This window comes from Streptomyces viridosporus (assembly GCF_002078235.1).
Taxonomy (GTDB): Bacteria; Actinomycetota; Actinomycetes; order Streptomycetales; family Streptomycetaceae; genus Streptomyces; species Streptomyces viridosporus.
This window is the reverse complement of the sequence record NZ_MSGP01000301.1, coordinates 1-4,481: the sequence shown is the minus strand read 5'-3', so window position 1 is coordinate 4,481 and position 4,481 is coordinate 1. Positions and strand designations below refer to the sequence as shown.

The window sequence follows — 4,481 nt, the reverse complement described above, 5'->3', positions numbered from 1 at the left end:
GCACCAGCGGCCGTCGGCGAGATCGTCAGCTCCGTCTGGTTCAAGCTCGCCGACGGCCGCTGGTGCAGCGCCGTCAACTTCGACCCCGCGCACCTGACGTCGGTGCTCGGCGACGCGGCCCCGCTGGTCCGGCCGCACACGCCGGCGCGCTGACCGCCCACGGCGGGGCCGGGGCCGGGAACACCGCACTTCAGAAGATGGCAGCGGTATTGCGCCACGCCCATGCTGAACGGGCCACCCAACAAAGGAGTGCTGACGAAGTGAATGCCGACGGGGCCGTCGCACAGGCCCAGCAACCAAAGCGAGTCGGGCGGCTCGACGGGGTCCGGGCACTGTGCGCCCTCGGCGTCGCCGCGGTGCACACCTCCTTCGCCGCCGGGGTCATGGGGGCCTACACCGCCAAGCCGGGCAACGAGGCACTGGCCACCCTGCTGGCCGGTCTGCGGCCGCTGGCGCTCGGCCCCTTCTTCGTCCTGTCCGGGATGCTGCTCTACCGCCCGTTCGCCCGGTGGACCCTCGCCGGCGGCCGGCGGCCCCGGCTCGGCCCGTTCCTGGCCAAGCGGCTCGCCCGGCTGTGGCCGGCGTACGTCCTGCTCGCCCTGGTCTGCGTCTTCCTGCTCAACCACGACGCGGTGGACGGCCCCTGGTACGTGCTGCGGCCGATCCTGATGCTGCAGGTCTACGACTACACGTGGATCGCCGGCATGGACCCGGCCTGGACCGTGCCGGCCGAGATGCAGTACTACCTCGCCCTGCCGCTCCTGGCCGTGCTCATGCACTGGCTGGCGGGCCGGGTCGACGACCCGGTGAAGAAGGCCCGCCGCATGATGATCCCGCCGGCCGTCATCACCGTGGCGTCCGCGGTGTGGACGTGGTGGATCCACCGCCCGGAGATGGGCGTCTACCCGGAGGAGTACTGGTGGCCGTTCGCCGTGGGCGGCGCCTTCGCCCTCGGCATGGTGATGGCCGTCGTCCACGTCCTGGCGGAGACCAGGCCGCACGACCCGCCGGCCCTGTACCGCGTCGCCGCCCGCCGTCCGCTGCTGCTGTGCGGCGCGGCCCTGGCGATCTACGCCGTCAACTGCACGCAGCCCTTCGGCCGTCCCGGCTACGGCGACTACGAGGGCGTCGGCCTGGCCGTCACCCAGTACTTCCTGCTGCTGGCCTTCTCCTACCTGGTCGTGATGCCGCTGTCGGTCCCCGAGGCGAAGTCGCGGGTCATCGACGCGGTCGTGGCCAACCCCGTCGCGCGCTACCTGGGCCGCATCTCCTACGGCATCTACCTGTGGCACTTCGCGGTCATGTACTTCTGGTTCGAGACGGGCAGCGTCTTCGGCACCCAGCCCGCCCTCATGCAGCAGCTGCGCGGCACCATCTCCTTCCCGGAACTGATGTCCGCGGTGCTCGTCGGAAGCATCCTCGCCGCGACGGTGAGCCACTACCTGCTGGAACGTCCCATCATCAACGCGGTCGGCCGCTGGGCCCGCCGCAAGGAGGCGGCCGCCGCCACGGCCGCGCCCGCGGCACCCTCCCGCGAGGAGCACGTCCTCACCCGGTGACGGCCGTCCGCACGCGGATCCGGCCGACGGCGAGCCCCCTGCCCGGACCTCGGTCCGGGCAGGGGGCTCGTCCGTCGCACGCCGGCCCGGCACCCGCCGTGACCACGGCATCTTCCAGCGTGCTCTCCCGGGACCTGAACGCAGCAATCTCGAAGATGCAGCCGTGGCCCGCCGCCCGGGACGCTGGGAGCGGCACCCATCCGTGACCCCCCTCAGGCCGCTCAGCATCGGGAGAACAATGAACACTGTCCAGTCCGCCGACGGTACCGCCATCGCCTATGACCGCTCGGGTGAGGGCGAGCCCCTCGTCCTGGTCGGTGGTTCGTTCAGCGAGCGCGCGCACCCCACCATGACGCAGCTGGCCGCCGAACTGGCCCCCCACTTCACCGTGTACAACTACGACCGGCGCGGGCGCGGGGACAGCGCCGACGCGCCGGAGTACGCCGTCGAGCGGGAGATCGAGGACCTCGCCGCCCTGATCGCCGAGGCGGGCGGATCGGCGAAGGTGTTCGGCCTGTCCGCGGGCGGCGCCCTGGCGCTCAAGGCCGCCGCGGCCGGCGTGAACATCACTCAGGTCGCCGTCTACGACCCCCCGTTCGCCGTGGACGGGACCGGGCCGAAGCCGCCGGCCGGTTTCACCGAGAAGCTCGCCGAACTCGCCGCGACCGACCGCCGGGGCGAGGCCGTGGAGTTCTTCATGACCCAGGGCATGGGCGCCCCGGCCGAGGCCGTCGCGGGGATGCGGTTCGCACCCGTCTGGGAGGGCCTGGAGGCGCTGGCCCACACCCTCCCCTACGACACCACCATCACCGGGGACGACTTCGCCCTGCCCACCGAGGAGCTGTCCTCCGTCAAGGTGCCCGTCCTCGTCGCCCACGGCGGCGACGCCGACCCGTGGCTGCACGCGGGTGCCCGCGCCGTCGCCGACGTCGTGCCCGACGCCCGCCACCGCACCCTGGAGGGCCAGGGCATCGCCGTCGAGCCGTCGGTCCTCGCCCCCGTGCTGAGGGAGTTCTTCGAGGGCTGAGCCCCCTCGCTGCCGCCGGCGCCCGTGGAGCTTCGGCCCACGGGCGCCGGCGCGCTCGGTGGTCCCGCGTCGCCGCGCGGGACCACCGCCGGCCGAACGCCGTACGTCCCACCCCAGAAGGAGAACCCCCCATGCCCACATGGCTCGAGCGCAGCACCGCCGTGCCCGGCGGCCGGCGCGGCAAGTGGCTCGTCCTCGCCGCCTGGCTGCTCGCCGCGATGGCCCTCGGAGCGCTGGCCGGCAAGCTGGGCGAGGTGCAGGACACCAGCGCCAACGCCTTCCTGCCCCGCGGCGCGGAATCCGCGCAGGTCAACACGGAGCTGGAGAAGTTCCGCACCCACGACCTGATGCCGGCCGTGGCCGTCTACACCAGCGACGCTCCCCTCACCGACACGGTCCGCGCCAAGGTCGAGGCCGACCGCGCGGCGTTCGCGAAGATCGCCGAGCCGGGCCAGCAGGTGCCGCCCGCCGTGGCCTCCGAGGACGGCAGGGCCCTGATGGTCGTCGTCCCGCTGTCCGGTGAGGACCAGGCCGTGCTCGCCGACAAGGTCGAGGAACTGCGCTCCGTGGCGGCCGCCAACGCCCCGCCCGGACTCGACGCCAAGGTCGGCGGCCTGGGCGGCGCCACCGCCGACGCCTTCACCGTCTTCGACACCCTCGACGCCACCCTGATGGGCATCACCTGCCTCATCGTCATCGTCCTGCTGCTGCTCACCTACCGCAGCCCCGTGCTGTGGGTGTTCCCGGTCCTCGCGGTCGCCTTCGCCGCCGTCCTGACCCAGGCCTTCACCTACCTGTTCGCCCAGTACGCCGGACTGCAGGTCGACCCGCAGAGCTCCGGCGTCCTGATGGTGCTCGTCTTCGGCGTCGGCACCGACTACGCGCTGCTGCTCATCGCCCGCTACCGCGAGGAACTGCACCGCCACGAGGACCGGCACACGGCCATGCGGATCGCCCTGCGCCGCGCCTTCCCGGCCGTGCTGGCCTCCGCGGCCACCATCGCCGTCGGCCTGCTCTGCCTCGGCCTCGCCGACATCAACTCCTCCCGCTCCATGGGGATGGTCGGCGCCATCGGCATCGTCTTCGGTTTCCTCGCCATGACGAGCGCGCTGCCCGCCCTGCTCGTCGTCGCCGGACGCTGGGTGTTCTGGCCGCTGGTGCCGCGCCACGGGACCGAACCGCGCACCGGCGCCGGATGGCGGCGCGTCGGCGAGGCGGTGGCCCGCCGGCCCCGCCGCGCCTGGCTGGTCTCCCTGCTGGTCACCGGCGGCCTCGCGCTGAGCGCCCTCGGCCTGAACATGGGCCTGAACCAGTCCGAGTGGTTCCAGAACGAGCCGGAGTCGGTCGTCGCCCAGGAGCGGCTCTCGGTCCACTTCCCCTCCGGCGCCGGCGACCCGGCCGTCATCATCGCCCGGACCTCCGAGGCGGACACCGTCCGGCAGGCGGCCGAGGGCACCGACGGCGTCCTCGAGGTCACCCCCGTCGCCACCACCGCCGACGGGGAGCTGACCCGGCTGTCCGCGGTACTGGAGGGAGCGCCGGACAGCGAGGCCGCCAAGGACACCGTGCGGGCGCTGCGCGCGAACACCGACGCCCTCGTCGGCGGCACCGCGGCGCAGAGCCTGGACAAGGAGACCGCCACCGCGCGCGACCTGAGGACCGTCGTCCCGGTCGTCCTGCTCGTCATCCTGCTCGTGCTCGTGTGGCTGCTGCGGTCGCTGGTGGCCCCGCTGGTGCTGCTGGCCACCGTCGTCGTGTCGTACTTCTCCGCGCTCGGCGCCTCGAGCCTGCTGTTCGAGCACGTCCTCGGCTACTCCGGCACCGACTGGTCGGTCCCGCTGCTCGGCTTCGTCTTCCTGGTGGCCCTCGGCGTCGACTACAACATCTTCCTCATG

3 protein-coding genes are annotated in these 4,481 nt (G+C 73.0%); all 3 read left to right on the top strand.

Annotated features, from left to right (window positions below; genetic code table 11):
* The first annotated feature begins 260 nt into the window (after positions 1 to 260).
* Positions 261 to 1,559 carry an acyltransferase family protein gene (locus B7L92_RS21480; protein ID WP_081239117.1) on the top strand — a complete coding sequence of 433 codons (1,299 nt, stop codon included), beginning with the start codon at positions 261 to 263 and terminating at the stop codon, positions 1,557 to 1,559.
* Between the two features lie 238 nt (positions 1,560 to 1,797).
* A complete protein-coding gene (locus B7L92_RS21475) occupies positions 1,798 to 2,586 on the top strand; it encodes an alpha/beta fold hydrolase (RefSeq protein ID WP_081239116.1) in 789 nt (262 codons plus the stop codon).
* 131 nt (positions 2,587 to 2,717) lie between these two features.
* Positions 2,718 to 4,481: MMPL family transporter (locus B7L92_RS21470; RefSeq protein WP_081239115.1), on the top strand; the 1,764-nt coding region annotated here is incomplete at its 3' end.